General features: G+C 44.0%; 15 protein-coding genes. All 15 read left to right on the top strand.

What is annotated here, in order from left to right; translation table 11 throughout:
- The first annotated feature begins 31 nt into the window (after positions 1-31).
- The 15 genes from NV379_RS17420 to NV379_RS17350 all read left to right on the top strand — a co-directional run bounded on the left by NV379_RS17420 (position 32) and on the right by NV379_RS17350 (position 14,732).
- Positions 32-1,702 carry a PucR family transcriptional regulator gene (locus NV379_RS17420; protein WP_258208605.1) on the top strand — a complete coding sequence of 557 codons (1,671 nt, stop codon included), beginning with the start codon at positions 32-34 and terminating at the stop codon, positions 1,700-1,702.
- A 184-nt stretch (positions 1,703-1,886) separates the two neighbouring features.
- Complete coding sequence (locus NV379_RS17415) at positions 1,887-3,305, top strand: APC family permease (RefSeq protein WP_258208604.1); 1,419 nt, start codon at positions 1,887-1,889, stop codon at positions 3,303-3,305.
- Between the two features lie 30 nt (positions 3,306-3,335).
- On the top strand, positions 3,336-3,911 hold the full coding sequence (locus NV379_RS17410) for a DUF3156 family protein (RefSeq protein WP_258208603.1): 576 nt from the start codon (positions 3,336-3,338) through the stop codon (positions 3,909-3,911).
- Between the two features lie 14 nt (positions 3,912-3,925).
- Positions 3,926-5,419 (top strand): aldehyde dehydrogenase family protein, encoded by a 1,494-nt coding sequence (locus NV379_RS17405; RefSeq protein ID WP_373426124.1) that lies wholly within the window; start codon positions 3,926-3,928, stop codon positions 5,417-5,419.
- 121 nt (positions 5,420-5,540) lie between these two features.
- A complete protein-coding gene (locus NV379_RS17400) occupies positions 5,541-7,004 on the top strand; it encodes a CoA-acylating methylmalonate-semialdehyde dehydrogenase (protein WP_258208602.1) in 1,464 nt (487 codons plus the stop codon).
- 20 nt (positions 7,005-7,024) lie between these two features.
- Positions 7,025-8,377 carry an aspartate aminotransferase family protein gene (locus tag NV379_RS17395; protein WP_258208601.1) on the top strand — a complete coding sequence of 451 codons (1,353 nt, stop codon included), beginning with the start codon at positions 7,025-7,027 and terminating at the stop codon, positions 8,375-8,377.
- A gap of 15 nt (positions 8,378-8,392) precedes the next feature.
- On the top strand, positions 8,393-9,526 hold the full coding sequence (gene ald / locus NV379_RS17390; protein ID WP_258208600.1) for an alanine dehydrogenase: 1,134 nt from the start codon (positions 8,393-8,395) through the stop codon (positions 9,524-9,526).
- 149 nt (positions 9,527-9,675) lie between these two features.
- A complete protein-coding gene (locus NV379_RS17385; protein WP_258208599.1) occupies positions 9,676-10,623 on the top strand; it encodes an MBL fold metallo-hydrolase in 948 nt (315 codons plus the stop codon).
- Between the two features lie 25 nt (positions 10,624-10,648).
- Positions 10,649-11,494, top strand: a complete 846-nt coding sequence (locus NV379_RS17380; RefSeq protein ID WP_258208598.1) for an HAD-IIB family hydrolase — start codon at positions 10,649-10,651, stop codon at positions 11,492-11,494.
- A gap of 31 nt (positions 11,495-11,525) precedes the next feature.
- The gene (locus NV379_RS17375) at positions 11,526-12,206 is read left to right on the top strand and encodes a class I SAM-dependent methyltransferase (RefSeq protein WP_258208597.1); all 681 of its coding nucleotides are present in this window, start codon (positions 11,526-11,528) and stop codon (positions 12,204-12,206) included.
- Complete coding sequence (locus tag NV379_RS17370; RefSeq protein WP_258208596.1) at positions 12,203-12,505, top strand: DUF5316 domain-containing protein; 303 nt, start codon at positions 12,203-12,205, stop codon at positions 12,503-12,505. Before NV379_RS17375 ends, NV379_RS17370 begins: the two co-directional genes overlap by 4 nt.
- Before the next feature lie 32 nt (positions 12,506-12,537).
- Positions 12,538-13,029 (top strand): GNAT family N-acetyltransferase, encoded by a 492-nt coding sequence (locus NV379_RS17365; protein WP_258208595.1) that lies wholly within the window; start codon positions 12,538-12,540, stop codon positions 13,027-13,029.
- Positions 13,030-13,135: 106 nt separating this feature from the next.
- Positions 13,136-13,642, top strand: a complete 507-nt coding sequence (locus tag NV379_RS17360; RefSeq protein ID WP_258208594.1) for a GNAT family N-acetyltransferase — start codon at positions 13,136-13,138, stop codon at positions 13,640-13,642.
- 72 nt (positions 13,643-13,714) lie between these two features.
- Entirely contained in the window at positions 13,715-14,134 is a 420-nt protein-coding gene (locus NV379_RS17355) for an RDD family protein (RefSeq protein WP_258208593.1), read from the top strand.
- A 22-nt stretch (positions 14,135-14,156) separates the two neighbouring features.
- Positions 14,157-14,732 (top strand): histidine phosphatase family protein, encoded by a 576-nt coding sequence (locus NV379_RS17350; protein ID WP_258208592.1) that lies wholly within the window; start codon positions 14,157-14,159, stop codon positions 14,730-14,732.
- Positions 14,733-14,758: the final 26 nt, after the last annotated feature.

Here is a 14,758-nt window from a genome sequence, read left to right as displayed (position 1 = left end):
TAAACAAAGATAGATGAAAGGGAGGATATTAATGGATACCGAATTCATTCTGACAGTAAATGAAATTTTACAGCGACCTCTTTTTCACAATGCGAAAGTCGTTGCAGGGCAAGAGGGACTTATGCGACGTGTACGCTGGGTACATGTATTGGAGGTCCCTAACTTTGAACAACTGATCCACGGCGAAGAGATGATCCTTACTACGGGTATGGGTTTGCAGTCTGGCGAGTTATCTACGATCGCTTATGTGGAGCAGCTTGCTAAAGGGAATGTTTCTTGTCTGTGCATTGAGCTTGGCAAGGCGTTCGATCGTGTACCAGAAGCGATGATTGAAGCTGCGAACCGTCACAATCTGCCTCTGATTATATTTGAGCATACAGTACGTTTTGTTGATATTACACAAGACTTGCATTCGATGATTATTAACCGTCATCATAAAATTCTCCAAGAGCTCGAGAGTATCTCTCGCGAGTTCCACCGATTAACCCTCACTTCACAAGGCGTGACGAATGTGCTGAAGCTGCTTCAGACAAGTACCAAAGCACAAATCGTCTATGTTCCGACTCAGGGACAGCCTTCTTTTCATCCGGTACTGCCCATACATAAACAGAAGAGCCTGATTGACTATTTATCTGCCAAAATTCCTGAAATACCTGATCATAAACCGCATGTCGTTCCTTTTGAATGGGAATATGAGAATAAGACCTTGATTCTGCAAGCAGTTGGTGCGCTAGGCAAGACCTGGGCATATATTGTACTGGTACTTGACCATCCGCCTCAAGAGTACCACTACTTGATTCTCGACTCGGCGTCACTTTCAATTGCACAAGATTTGCTGCGCAAGCGCTATATGGAGGAGCGTAAGCTCTACACCGAGAATCTGTGGGTGGACGATCTCTTGCATGTCCGGATTAAGGACGAGGAACAGATCAAATCCCTGACAGGTACGGACTTTAAGCGATTGAATGAAGCGAGTTATCGGGTATGTTTAATCGAATTTGAGCAAAAGGATGAATCTACCTACAGCGCAGTAGAAGAAGGTCCTGAATCGATCGGTTTCCATCTGTCGATGATGTTAAGATCTATATTTGAACAACACGCCTTCTTACCTCTTATTACTTTAAAAAATAATCGCTTAATCGTCGTCGCTATTGATCAGAATCCAAAGCGTCCTTCCAAGGTTAGGCTTCAGCAAGTGTTTGAATCCTTGCATAAGATTCGTACAGATGAACGACTAGGAGATTTGGAGTTGTTAATCGGCATTGGACGATCTTATGTGAAGTTGATCCATGCACATCTGAGCTACCAAGAAGCGATTCGTTCGATTTCGCTATACCCCTGCTTTAAGAAGCCGGTCTTATTCTTCGAGGAACTAGGTGTGTTCCAGCTGTTATTTAACATCGAGAACAAGGACATGTTGGAGTCGTTCGTGAATAGTTATCTCGGCCCACTTATGGAGCATGATGCCACAAGAGGCAGTGAGCTCATTCGTACGCTTAAAGTGTATTTGGATTACGACGGTTCCAAGCAGATCGCTGCACAGAAGCTGTTTATCGTTAGACAATCCCTCTATTATCGCTTGGAAAAGATTGCTGAACTGCTTGGCGCTGACTACATCAATCCGGAGAATCGGATCGCCCTTCAAGTTGCACTTCGCGCGTATCAATTGCTTCATCCAGATAAATTGTCGAATCAAGAATAGAGTAGTTAAGACAAATTTGTCACCATGTCAGATTAAGGTGGCAAATTTGTCAAAAAAGTGAACAAGTCTACTTAACATTTTGTCTAATGTAATGCTCCCAAAACAATTTATACTTATTTCCATGGCGTATTCATATTGTTGGAATCGCTTACATACTTGGTAGTCATTTTGAGGAGGAAGATAAATGAGTGGAGTGAAGTTAAATCGAACGTTAGGCTTTTGGGCAGCTTATTCCGCATCTGTAGGACTAGTCGTATCTGGTACCGCAATGGTTACCTTAGGTAATGGCTATGGGGTTGGCGGCCCTGCATTTAGTGTCATTGCATTCTTCGCATTAATCGTCATTTTGTGTGTAGCACTTTCCTATTCAGAACTCGCAGCAATGATTCCCGGAGCAGGTATGATCGGGGAATATACGACACCCGCATTAGGTAAGCTTGCTGCACTTTTTGCTGTTCTGGCTGGTTATATCGTGCTTGTTGGTACAGATGGCGGAACGAATATGATTGTCGGCGGTCAAAGTATTGAATCGTTAACAGGGATTCCTTGGTGGATCTCAGTCATCATCCTGTTAATTGCACTTGTAGCTGTGAATATGGCTGGAGTTGCTGTATTTGGTAAAGTACAGACAGTTCTTGCGCTTGGCATGATGATGTTGCTTGGATTCATTGGATTATGGGGAATGACGGGGATTGGACTTAACAGCCAACTTGATATTCAGCCGCCATTTACGACAATGACTTGGGACAAGCAGTTTGGCACATTAGGTGCGGCAATCTGGCTCTTCATCGGGATGGAATTCGTAGCTCCACTTGCAGAAGAGGTGAAACGGCCAGGAAGAACGATCCCAATGGCGATGATCTTCGGATGTTTGACAATCTGGCTGGTCGATCTGTTCTTCGGTCTTGGAATAACGAAGTACATCAAGCTCGATGAGTTAGCATCATCCACCATTCCTCACGTAGCTGGGGCAGAAGCGATGCTTGGCAAAGCCGGCCTAGTGCTTATGGGAATTGTCTCGATCTTAGCGGCAATAACTACGTGTGATACGTACTTAATGGCAATTCCACGTATGCTGTATGGATTGTCTAAAGAAGGCTTACTTCCAAAGTTCTTCTCCTACTTACACCCTCGAACAAGAACACCTTGGTATGGCATTCTGTTCGTAACTGTTCTAATCTCAATCGTCTTGATCTACGCTGGGTTAAACCAAGCGAATATTAGCTTTATAACGACGATGATTAACGTAGCCTGCGCAACATGGCTGATGTCTTATATCATTGCACAAGTCAATGTCATTGTTCTACGTCGCAAATATCCGAACCAACCGCGTCCATTTAAGACGCCTCTATATCCGATTCCACAAGTAGTCGGTATCCTTGCATGTATTTACATGATTTATACGCTATATGTGAATCCAGTGGTGCTGCAAATCTCACTTGCAACAATTGCGGTTATCTTAATATTTGCCGTCATTTACTTGAAGTCGACAGGTCAGAAATTGTTTACACCTGTACCACTTGAGCAAGTGTACAAAGGGATTAACGCACGAAGTGAAAGTGAAGATTTGACGGTACACACAGATGGGATCTCGAAAGCGTAATAGACATCAAGAGAAGAGGAGATTGTAACGATGGGAATTTACAGTCTAGTTGATAAGCGAGCAAGCCGAGCACTGGATCAGATTGTGCAGCCCTTTGAGTCTATTCTTCCGATCGTATCTCAAGAGGGACGTACTGTTGTACTAGATGGTTCTCGTTATGGGTTTCCACATGTAAAGGCATACCATAAGCTTGTGAACAAGTGGATGGGACGCATTTATTTATATACCTGGGAGTATACACTCCCGGGTATTTCCCATGAATCGGATATTGGAATCAAGCTGCAATACCGTGGCTCCATGCGGACTGGAAGCAAGCCTTCTTTTTCATTAATTACAGGAGATACGACACTTGACCAGATGCTGAATCAAGATGAAGCGCTATTGAAATTATGTTCACAGATGGACTTTCAGCGTATGGAGATTCAATATAAGAAATCAACGAATGAGTGGAATGTACAGATTGCACCAAATTATGGTGACTTTATGTGGGTACTGATTCCGCCTGTATCCTATTCTAGGAAACCGAATGCAGATGAAGTGAATAACACAATCCAGACATTAAGAATTATTGCCGAGTACATACAGACGATGGGAAGCCCCCAATAAGGAGAGGATGAATGATGATGTTACGTTCTGAAATTAAAGCAGTTGAACAAATGTATATTAACGGAAGCTGGGTTACCGCAATTGGAGAAGCGACGCGTAAAGTTGTAAATCCAGCGAATAATGAAGTGATTGCAATCGTAACAGAGGGAGATGTTGAAGATGCAGCACTAGCTATTAAAGCAGCAAGAGATGCGTTCGACCAAGGAGTATGGCCGGATATGCATGCTAGAGATCGTGCGAATTTATTGAATAAGATTGCAGATCGACTTGAAGAGCGAGTTGCGGAGTTCGCAAGACTTGAGACTTTGAACTGTGGCAAGCCACTACGTGAAGCGGAGTATGACATCACCGATGCCGTGAACCAATTCCGCTATTATGCGGGACTTACGACGAAGCCGCATGGCGTTACGTATGATGTGCCTGATCAAATTCAAGCGATGGTCGTTCGTGAACCGATTGGTGTTGTAAGTCAGATTATCCCATGGAACTATCCGATCGTGATGGCTGCACAGAAAATTGCGCCTGCAATTGCTGCAGGTTGTACGGTTGTGATTAAGCCTGCGGAGACGACACCACTAACGCTGATTCGGCTGTTCGAGATTATTGATGAAGTTGGTTGTCCACCGGGCGTACTGAATCTAGTGATGGGGTCTGGTGCGACAGTAGGTCATGAGATGGCGCGTAGTCCGCTCGTGGACAAGGTTGCTTTTACAGGTGGAACAGAGACAGGTATTAAGATCATGAAGACGGCAGCAGAGACGATCAAGAAGGTGGGTCTTGAACTTGGCGGAAAGTCGCCAAATATCGTATTTGCAGATGCAGATTTCGAGACAGCCGTGGACTATGCACTCTTTGGTATTTTTGCAAATCAAGGTCAGGTGTGTTCAGCAGGTTCTCGCTTGTTACTCGAAGAGTCTTTGGTAGAGAAGTTTATCCCTGAAATAGTGCGTCGTGCGAAGTTAATTGAAGTAGGGCCAGGACTTGTTGAAACGTCAGAGATGGGACCGCTTATTTCGGAGAGACAGATGCAGCGCGTATTAGAATATGTAGAAATTGGTAAAGCAGAAGGTGCGACACTGTTATGTGGGGGCTATCGGATCATGGACAATGGTTTGGAGCATGGCAACTTTGTTGCACCAACGATTTTTGGAGACACAACTCCAGAGATGCGAATCGTGCAAGAGGAGATTTTCGGACCTGTTCTGGCTATTCAGACGTTCCGTGATGAAGCGGAAGCGATCGCCCTTGCCAATGGAACTAAATATGGACTAGCAGGAGCAGTATTTACAAGTGATGGAGCAAAGGCACAGCGCGTGATTCGCAAGCTGCGTGCAGGCATTACATGGATCAATGCGTATCATCCAACATTTAACGAAGCGCCATGGGGTGGATATAAGCAGAGCGGAATCGGTCGGGAGCTTGGCACATATGGGTTTGAAGAGTACTTGGAGACGAAGCAAATTAACATCTCACTGCATACGCAGCCGTCGGGTTGGTTTAGAAATTAAGACATGTCTGCCAAAGTGTAAAAAGAAATACACTTCTTCCTAACATCTTGTCTAATGTTTTGGGAAGTGGAAGCTTCTATACTTGAGATAAATCACAAATAGATTGCAGGAGGTTCCTTCCATGACTCAAGTTCAAACTGAAGTAATCACAATTAAAAATTACATTAACGGTGAGTGGGTAGATTCCACAAGCGGCCGATATGAGGATGTACCGAATCCAGCGACAGGCGAGATTATCGCACGAGTTCCTTTTTCAAGCAAAGAAGAAGTGAATCAAGCTGCAAGTAACGCACATCAAACTTTCCAAACGTGGAAGAACGTCGCTGTACCACGTCGTGCGAGAATCTTGTTCCGTTATCAGCAGTTGCTCGTTGAGAATTGGGAAGAGCTAGCTAAAATCGTAACGTTGGAAAACGGAAAGAGCTACACAGAAGCGTACGGTGAAGTACAGCGTGGAATCGAGTGTGTGGAATTCGCTGCTGGCGCACCGACACTCATGATGGGCAACCAACTTCCAGACATCGCAACAGGTGTAGAATCTGGCATGTATCGTTATCCAATTGGGGTAATCGGTGGAATCACACCGTTCAACTTCCCGATGATGGTGCCTTGCTGGATGTTCCCACTTGCGATTGCTTGCGGTAACACGTTCGTGTTGAAACCATCTGAGCGTACGCCAATCTTGGCGAATCGTCTAGCAGAGTTGTTCACAGAAGCGGGATTGCCGGCTGGCGTACTGAACGTAGTGCATGGTGCGCATGATGTGGTGAACGGACTTCTAGAAAATGAACAGATCAAAGCGATTTCCTTCGTCGGTTCACAGCCTGTAGCGGAGTATATCTATAAGAATGCTGCGGCAAATGGAAAGCGTGTACAAGCACTTGCAGGTGCGAAGAATCATTCAATCGTAATGCCTGATGCTGATCTCGACAATGCAGTGACGAATATTATTGGGGCAGCATTCGGTTCCGCAGGTGAGCGTTGTATGGCTTGTGCAGTTGTTGTAGCAGTTGGCGATGTAGCGGATGAACTCGTAGATCGTTTGTTGCAAGCAGCTAATGACATTAAGATCGGCAACGGTATGGATGAAGGTGTGTTCTTAGGACCTGTCATTCGTGAAGATAACAAAGCGCGCACGATCAAATACATTGAGATTGGCGAGAATGAAGGCGCAATTCTTGCACGTGACGGCAGGCAAGATCAAGCAGTAGGCGGCGAAGGTTACTTCGTTGGACCGACGATCTTCGATCAAGTGAAGCCTGGCATGCAAATTTGGAAAGATGAGATCTTTGCACCGGTGTTATCCATCGTTCGTGTGAAAGATTTGACAGAAGCGATCGAAGTTGCGAATCAGTCCGAGTTTGCTAATGGTGCTTGCTTGTACACAGATAGCGCGAAGGCTGTTCGTCAGTTCCGTGAAGATATGGATGCAGGGATGCTTGGTGTGAACTTAGGTGTACCAGCTCCAATGGCGTTCTTCCCGTTCTCTGGTTATAAGAAATCATTCTATGGTGACTTGCATGCAAACGGTAAGGACGGCGTTGAGTTCTACACACGTAAGAAGATGCTGACGGCTCGTTACTAAAACTCGGAGGTGATTGATCGATGTCATTGAAAAATGAAGTGGTGGACGTGATCGCGAAGGACCGCAAATATTTGTGGCACGCGATGTCCCCGTACAATGAGCAAGTACCACCAATGGTTGTAACGGAAGGTAAAGGATCTTGGATAACGGATTTGAACGGCAATCGTTACTTGGACGCGATGTCTGGATTATGGTGTGTAAACGTCGGATACGGCAGAGAGGAAATGGCGAAAGCCGCTTACGATCAGCTTGTAACTATGCCCTATTATCCGCTTTCCCAAAGTCACTTGCCGGCGATTAAGCTTGCAGAGAAACTTAATGAGTGGTTGGAAGATGATTATGTTATCTTCTTCTCGAACAGTGGATCGGATGCGAATGAGACGGCATTCAAGATTGTGCGTCAATATCACCAACAAACGGGAAATCCGAACAAATATAAATTTGTATCGCGCTATCGTGCGTATCATGGTAACTCCATGGGTGCTCTTGCAGCAACAGGTCAAGCACAGCGCAAGTACAAGTACGAACCGCTAGGTGGGGGATTCTTGCATGTGCGTCCACCAGATAGCTACCGTCGTCCAGAGGGTATATCTGTTGAGGAATTCAACTTGCAATGTGCACGAGATATCGAACAGACGATCATCTGGGAAGGGAAAGAGACGATTGCTGCAGTCATTATGGAACCTGTCATTACAGGCGGTGGCATGATCGTTCCCCACCAAATTTACCTTGATGAAGTTCAGCAGATCTGCAAGCGTCATAACGTACTACTCATCATAGATGAGGTGATCTGCGGAGTGGGTCGTTCGGGGCGTAAGTTCGGTCACATGAATTACAACGTGAAACCTGATATCGTGACGATGGCAAAAGGACTCACAAGCGGCTATCTGCCGTTATCCGCAACTGCGGTTCGCAAGGATATCTATGAAGCATTCAAGAGCCAAGAAGATTATAGCCATCTTCGTCATGTAAATACATTTGGCGGCACGCCTGCGGCATGTGCACTTGCACTGAAAAATCTTGAAATTATGGAGCGAGAGAACCTTGTTGAACGTGCGCGTGATTTAGGTGAAAGTTTAGAAGCAGGCATGGCTGAGCTTCGTGAACATCCACTCGTAGGAGACATTCGTACATTCGGATTCTTGATGGGCATTGAAGTCGTACAAGATAAAGCAACCAAAGAACCGCTCCCACTTGCGCAAGTGAATAAGATCATCGGCGAGTGTAAAGCCAAGGGTCTGATTATCGGAAAGAACGGCGATACCGTTGCTGGATTCAACAACGTATTAACGTTCTCCCCTCCACTTTCTTGCACAGATGAGGACTTGGACTTCATTATTACAACCTTCAAAGCGGTTATGTACAATCAATAAGGCGGTGCAACATACATGCTAATCGGCGTACCTAAAGAAATTAAAAATAATGAAAATCGCGTAGGAATGACGCCAAGCTCGGTCGTCACTTATCGTAATGCAGGTCATGACGTACTTGTTGAGACAAATGCTGGGCATGGGATCGGATTCACGGATCAGAATTATATCGACGCTGGTGCTCGGATGGTAGCAACAGCAAGCGAAGCTTGGGCTGCGGAGATGGTCGTGAAGGTGAAAGAGCCGATTCCATCCGAGTATGGCTATTTTCACGAAGGATTAATTCTATACACGTACTTGCATTTAGCACCAGAAGTTGAATTAACGAGAGCATTGGTTGAAAGTAAAGTAACGGCTATTGCTTACGAGACGATCCAACTGGACAACGGCAGCTTGCCGCTATTAACACCGATGAGTGAAGTAGCGGGTCGTATGTCTATACAGATTGGTGCTCACTTCTTGGAGAAAGCAAATGGCGGTAAGGGTGTACTGCTCGGTGGTGTGCCGGGTGTAGCTCCTGCTAAAGTGGCTGTTGTAGGCGGGGGTATCGTTGGAACGAATGCTGCGAAGATGGCAATTGGTCTTGGTGCAGAGGTTAGCATTATGGACATTAGCCCAGATCGTCTACGTCAATTGGATGATTTGTTCCAAGGTCGTGTGAAGACCGTGATGTCTAATCCTTTCAATATTGCAGAGACGGTACGTCAAGCAGATTTAGTTGTAGGTGCTGTTCTAATTCCAGGTGCACGTGCTCCTCGCTTAGTTACAGAAGAGATGGTGAAGAGTATGTCACCAGGTTCTGTGATTGTCGATGTCGCGATTGACCAAGGTGGCTCGATTGAGACGATTGATCGCATTACCACACACGATAATCCGACATATGAAAAATATGGTGTTGTCCATTATGCAGTGGCAAATATGCCAGGTGCCGTAGCACGCACTTCTACGTTGGCACTCACAAATGTAACGACTCCATACGGCGTGCAACTTGCAACGAAGGGTTACAAGCAAGCTGCATTAGGCAACAAGGCGCTCGCTAAAGGTATTAACGTTATTGATGGAAAAGTTACTTACAAAGCGGTTGCGGATACGCATGGTTATTCGTATACAGATATTTATACGGTGCTAAATCAAGCAGAAGTGCTTGTATAACTTGATTGAATGAACGTCTTCCTGAATTCTGGTTAACAACTGGAGTGCAGGGAGACGTTTTTCTGTTTTTCAAATTCCATATAGAGGTAATTTCTTGTTTTCGCTCGAATAATATCAATGGAAGGATTTGAGAGTAGGAGGGCTTACTCATGATGAATAACACATATTTTACACTCGAACACATAACAGATGGGGTCTGGGCTGCTATTGTGGTGCCAGGATCAGGTGCACTAGGTAATGCAGCTATCTTAGATTTAGGGGATGTAACGGTTGTCGTCGATACGTTCATGCTGCCGCAAGCAGGTGACTTATTAAGACAAGCCGCTGTCCAGTTAACAGGTCGAGAAGTGGAATATGTAATCAATACGCATTTTCACGGCGATCATCATTATGGGAATCAATCTTTCCCAGACAGTATTATCGTCTCAACAGATGCAACTCGCGATTATCTCTTTGGATTAGGTGACATTGACTATGAGAAGTGGCGGATTGCGATTCGTGAGCAAATAACTTCATTATCGGACACAAGATCGAAACAGACGGATCAACATGTAATCTCTGCACTTACAACTGAGATTGCAGATAAAGAAGTTCTATATGGTGCAGTCCCTTCAATACGTCGTGTTGTTGCCACCGTTACTATTCCAGATCGTTTTGTTATTCATGGGTCACAGCGTACAGCTGAAGTGATGACTTGGGGCGGTGGGCATACGTTAAGTGATGCTTTTGTGTATATTCCAGAGAATGAAGTGCTAATCGCGGGAGATCTGGTTTTGGGGCAGTCCCATCTGATGATGCTTCATGGCAATATAGAGGAATGGCTTGGTATATTGGAGCGTATGGAGCAGGAGCTTGAGATTAAGCGAATCGTGCCTGGACATGGGCCAGTTACCGATGCTCAGAGCATTAGAGAAGCGAAGAACTATCTACGTGACGTAGAGGTATATGCGAAGCAAGCTGAAGAGAGTGGTCAACCTCTTGAATATTGGCTTGAAAAAGGTGTGCTTAAGCCATACGGTCAGTGGTACTCCTCACATGTATTTGAATGGAATTTCCGACATTTATATAAATATAATCAGATTGCAAAGTTGATCTAGATGAATGGCAGGAGGGTTCAACAAGATGAGTAGACAAGTATTTATAACCGATCTGGACGGCACATTGCTTCGCTCGGATCAGACACTTTCCAATCATACAGTCGATACACTTACTTGTCTTCTAGAGCAGGACACCATTGTTACATTTGCAACGGCAAGAGGGTCAATTAGCGCGCAAAATGTCGTCGGCCGTGTTCCTTGGAAGTATCCTGTTATCTTGTATAATGGTGCACTTCTTATGGATTGGACGAATGATAGAGTTATAGATGGTTATTGGTTGGATCAACGCGTGACAAATGAAGTGATTGCAGTCGGTAGGCAGTATGGAATTACGCCGTTGTTATTTACATTAGACGCGAATGATCGAGAGCGGGTATGGCACGAGAGGCTAGTGCGACGTGGGGTAACGGAATTTGTACGAAGTCGTAAAGATGATCCAAGATTCGTAGAAGTGGCAAAGCTTCAATGTCCGGATGATGAGCGTACGCTTGCAGTCACCTATATTGGGCTTAAGGATGAGCTCGAACCGATTCTAGCAGATGTAAATGCAAAGCTCGGCCACCTTGTCCATGCGCATATGCTGAAAGATTACTATATTGAGGATCACTATTTCCTAGAGTTCAGTCATTTGAATGGGAACAAGAAAGATGGACTCAAGTTATGGGCTCAGCACATGGGAATTGAACTCGCAGATACTGTAATTTTCGGTGATCATTTGAACGATCTTGGATTGTTCGAAGTAGGTGGAACGAAGATAGCCGTAGCCAATGCGCATGAGTCGATCATACAAATGGCAGATCAAGTGATATTAAGTAACAATGAGGACGGAGTCGCTAATTATGTGCGAGACAGGATAGGTAATAGTGAATGAAAGATTAAATGAGTAGAAATGAGGTCATCCCATGGGTGTTGATTGGTATAACATGATTGCTAGGAAGAATGGTGGGTATAGAAGTACAGCGGAATTCACAATTGAAGGAAGTACAGCAGAGGATTTGTTCGAGAATACGCTTGTCAGCATGCTTCCGCAGTATAGTGCGGTTCTGGATGCAGGATGTGGTCATGGTGATTTTACTTTGAAAATGGGTCGTAGCGGCGTGCACATCATTGGATTTGATAATTCTATTGAGATGATTACACTTGCTAATTCATTACATAATCGTGAAAAGCTTAAGAATGTCGAGTTTGTGTATACGACAACGAAGACGGAAATGCCTTTTGCAGATGAACAGTTCGATCTGATCTATTCGAGACGTGGTCCTACATCCATTATTAATCATAGCCACTTGCTTAAGAGCGGCGGTACGATCATGGGCATACACTCTGGCAATTTGGATGTCGTCATCCAAAGGTTAGAGGTGAAGGGTTATCGAGATATAGAGATGAACGAGTATCGCAATGCGATGTACTATTTTTCAAATGAACAGGAATATGCGAAGTTTCTATCGGATATTCCTGGAAATCCAGATTTTACAGTACCCGAAAAACAAGATGAGCTGCGCTTAAAAATTCAAGAGAATATGATTAATGGTCGTATTGGGGTTCAAGAATACAAGTACATATGGAAGGCGATCAAGTCATGAAGAATAGGTCTGCCTTGTTAATTGGAATTGGTATTCTACTTGTGATTGTACTTGTTTCGTTAATTGTAGGGGATACGAAGATAATTGTGCACTATGCAGGTGTATTGGGCTTGATCACAATTGGGTTATCGGCAGTATTAACGGGTGTATTCGCAGAGAGTAGGCGTTTACGTACGGAGTATCGTGAAGAGCAGGGAAGAGAGGATCGTCGACATCGGATCAGATTGGCGACACTTTTCTTGCTTATCGGGTTACCAAACATGTTGGTCGCGGTGTTGATGTTATATGTACAAAAATAAAGTTTTCAGGATGATAAGGGAGTCGAGTTAGGATGCCATACAAATTAAGACCAGCTGTTCCGGAAGATGAGTCATTCCTATTCGAGATGTTGTATGCATCTTTATTCGTACCTGATGGCGAGAAGCCATTTGATCGGAAAGTCTTAAATGAACCTTGGCTGATGAAATATGCAGAAGGCTGGGGAAGAAAAGGTGATCTTGGCTGTATTGCAATGGACAATAATGGTGTGATGCTTGGTGCAATCACGAGTCGTTATTTTGATAGAGCGAATAAAGGTTTCGGTTATGTATCGGACGATGTTCCTGAACTCAGTATGGCATTGCTTGATGGAGCAAGAGGGAAGGGAATCGGGACGGCGCTGATGAAGAGCCTTTTCGGAGCGCTTAAAGATGAGCATATTGCGAGGGTTTCATTAAGTGTTGATCCACGTAATACACCTGCTATGATGTTATATGAGCGATTCGGGTTTCAAGAAGTGGGAATAGAAGGTACATCTATTACGATGGTTGCAATAGTTAAATAGGGTGCGAATTGAACTCTATTTTTTTATGGAAAAATATATGTAAGTCACGGTAAAATGGAAGTTCAGAAGCATAAAATGTCAAGTAAATATGAAAGGGACTTATACCATGACAGTGTATACATTCCAACGAATGACACCTGAATATGCACAATCAATTGCCAAATGGACTTATCCAGAACCTTATGGCATGTACAGCATGGACGATGATGAAGAAACGATCTTAGAACTCTTATGCGGCGATTATTATTATGCCTTGAATGAAGATCATGAACTAATTGGATACATATGTGCAGGGAATGCTGCCCGCGTGCCTGGAGGCTATGCTGCTGGGATTTATGAGAACAATCAAGTAATTGATGTCGGACTTGGATTAAGACCTAATCTTACAGGTAGAGGTGTAGGAGTAGAGTTTTTCAGTAGCGGGATTCAATTTCTAATCAATGAAAAGAAGATGAGGGAATTTCAGCTTGTCGTCGCGTCCTTTAATGAACGTGCGGTGAAAGTGTATGAACGAGTAGGTTTTATGCGAGGCTGTATGTTTCAAAGCATAGTGCGAGGAGAAGCTGTTGATTTTCAAGTGATGAATGTGCGTATCAATCTAATTGCAGAATGAAAACGATTCAATTTACAAACAATATCCATGATGTTCAACTATGAACAAATAATCAGAGGATGTGTGATGTAAATGAATGAAAAAGCTGGTTTCTGGATTCGATTAGGTGCTAATTTATTGGATGCAATTATTATAGGGTTCCCAATTACCTTAGTTACAAATATGTTTTTTGTAAACAGTAGTAACTTCGATTTTGCTACGCCACAAGGTAATTCCGGAAATTTCCTTAACATGCTGTACTTACTGTTAATTCCTATATTCTGGAGTGGATACACGGTTGGTAAGCGGATTTGTAAAATCCGTATTCGCAGAGTTAATGATCAAGCACCGCCCAAAATTACCAATATGCTTATGCGTAATATTGTGACTGGATTAATTTATGCAATTACGTTTGGCATTGGAGCGATCGTAAGTGCATGTATGATTATATTTAGAGAAGATAAGCGTGCTTTGCATGATTTAATTGCAGGCACAGAAGTCGTTAGAGACTAATGTATGAGTGGGGGAAACCGTGATGACAAGAGTAGGGCTTATTCGGCATGGGATAACAGATTGGAATATCGAGCGTAGGGCGCAAGGACATACGGATATACCTCTGAATAGCGAAGGGCTAAATCAAGCGGAAAAGCTTGCAAAGAGGTTGATGAGTGAACCTTGGGATGTGATCTATTCAAGTGATTTGTCCAGAGCCTACTTAACAGCACAGAAGATAGCGGATCATAAAGGAATGAAGATTACAGCAGATCAGCGTTTGCGCGAGATGTATTGCGGTCTTATCGAAGGAACGATAGAAGAAGATCGTATTAACAAGTGGGGCGCTGACTGGCGTAGTCTTGACCTTGACATTGAGAAAGATGAGGAGGTTGCGACTCGCGGATATAAAGTTTTTACAGATATTGCTGCGAATCATCCGAACCAGAATGTTCTCATCGTCAGTCATGGCGCTTTAATTGGCTTTTCATTGAAGAAGTTAATTCCACATGTAAATACACAGGCGCATCTAGGTAATACGTCTCTTACGATTCTGACAAGTACAAATAACGAATGGGATTGTGAGCGATACAATTGTACGGAGCATGTGAAAGGTTAGTAGTGAATCCCGATCTAAATTAAAGG

Source organism: Paenibacillus radicibacter, from assembly GCF_024721995.1.
Lineage (GTDB): Bacteria > Bacillota > Bacilli > Paenibacillales > NBRC-103111 > Paenibacillus_AM > Paenibacillus_AM radicibacter.
This window is presented reverse-complemented; position numbering and strand designations above follow the sequence as displayed.

Excerpts from the sequence above, each read along its gene's own strand:
- NV379_RS17405 (WP_373426124.1), top strand. The coding sequence starts at position 3,926 with ATGATGTTACGTTCTGAAATTAAAGCAGTTGAACAAATGTATATTAAC.
- NV379_RS17375 (WP_258208597.1), top strand. The coding sequence starts at position 11,526 with ATGGGTGTTGATTGGTATAACATGATTGCTAGGAAGAATGGTGGGTAT.
- NV379_RS17395 (WP_258208601.1), top strand. The coding sequence starts at position 7,025 with ATGTCATTGAAAAATGAAGTGGTGGACGTGATCGCGAAGGACCGCAAA.
- NV379_RS17350 (WP_258208592.1), top strand. The coding sequence starts at position 14,157 with ATGACAAGAGTAGGGCTTATTCGGCATGGGATAACAGATTGGAATATC.
- NV379_RS17400 (WP_258208602.1), top strand. The coding sequence starts at position 5,541 with ATGACTCAAGTTCAAACTGAAGTAATCACAATTAAAAATTACATTAAC.
- NV379_RS17365 (WP_258208595.1), top strand. The coding sequence starts at position 12,538 with ATGCCATACAAATTAAGACCAGCTGTTCCGGAAGATGAGTCATTCCTA.
- NV379_RS17355 (WP_258208593.1), top strand. The coding sequence starts at position 13,715 with ATGAATGAAAAAGCTGGTTTCTGGATTCGATTAGGTGCTAATTTATTG.
- NV379_RS17415 (WP_258208604.1), top strand. The coding sequence starts at position 1,887 with ATGAGTGGAGTGAAGTTAAATCGAACGTTAGGCTTTTGGGCAGCTTAT.
- NV379_RS17420 (WP_258208605.1), top strand. The coding sequence starts at position 32 with ATGGATACCGAATTCATTCTGACAGTAAATGAAATTTTACAGCGACCT.
- NV379_RS17360 (WP_258208594.1), top strand. The coding sequence starts at position 13,136 with ATGACAGTGTATACATTCCAACGAATGACACCTGAATATGCACAATCA.
- NV379_RS17370 (WP_258208596.1), top strand. The coding sequence starts at position 12,203 with ATGAAGAATAGGTCTGCCTTGTTAATTGGAATTGGTATTCTACTTGTG.
- ald (WP_258208600.1), top strand. The coding sequence starts at position 8,393 with ATGCTAATCGGCGTACCTAAAGAAATTAAAAATAATGAAAATCGCGTA.
- NV379_RS17380 (WP_258208598.1), top strand. The coding sequence starts at position 10,649 with ATGAGTAGACAAGTATTTATAACCGATCTGGACGGCACATTGCTTCGC.
- NV379_RS17410 (WP_258208603.1), top strand. The coding sequence starts at position 3,336 with ATGGGAATTTACAGTCTAGTTGATAAGCGAGCAAGCCGAGCACTGGAT.
- NV379_RS17385 (WP_258208599.1), top strand. The coding sequence starts at position 9,676 with ATGATGAATAACACATATTTTACACTCGAACACATAACAGATGGGGTC.